This is a genomic window from Paraburkholderia sp. SIMBA_054, assembly GCF_046534875.1.
GTDB lineage: Bacteria > Pseudomonadota > Gammaproteobacteria > Burkholderiales > Burkholderiaceae > Paraburkholderia > Paraburkholderia hospita.
Map to the genome: position 1 here is coordinate 1 of NZ_JAWRXV010001727.1, position 236 is coordinate 236.

1 protein-coding gene is annotated in these 236 nt (G+C 73.3%); it reads left to right on the forward strand.

Translation table 11 applies throughout. From position 1 onward, the window contains the following. A partial coding sequence (locus SB822_RS61010) for a glutamine amidotransferase-related protein (protein WP_410859641.1) occupies window positions 1-236 on the forward strand: 236 nt, incomplete at both ends.

The window sequence follows — 236 nt, forward strand, 5'->3', positions numbered from 1 at the left end:
CCTCGGCGGCCCGCAGCGCATCGACGACGTCGCGACCCACGACTCCCTGCAGGAAGAGCTGGAACTGCTGCGCGTGCGCTGCCATTACGGCCTGCCGACGATCGGCATCAGCCTGGGCGCCCAGTTGCTGGCCTGCGTGCTGGGCGGCGGCGTACGGCGCATGCCCCAGCCGGAGATCGGGCTGGCGCCGCTCGAACTGACCCCTTCGGGGCGCGACTCGTGCCTGCGCCCGCTGG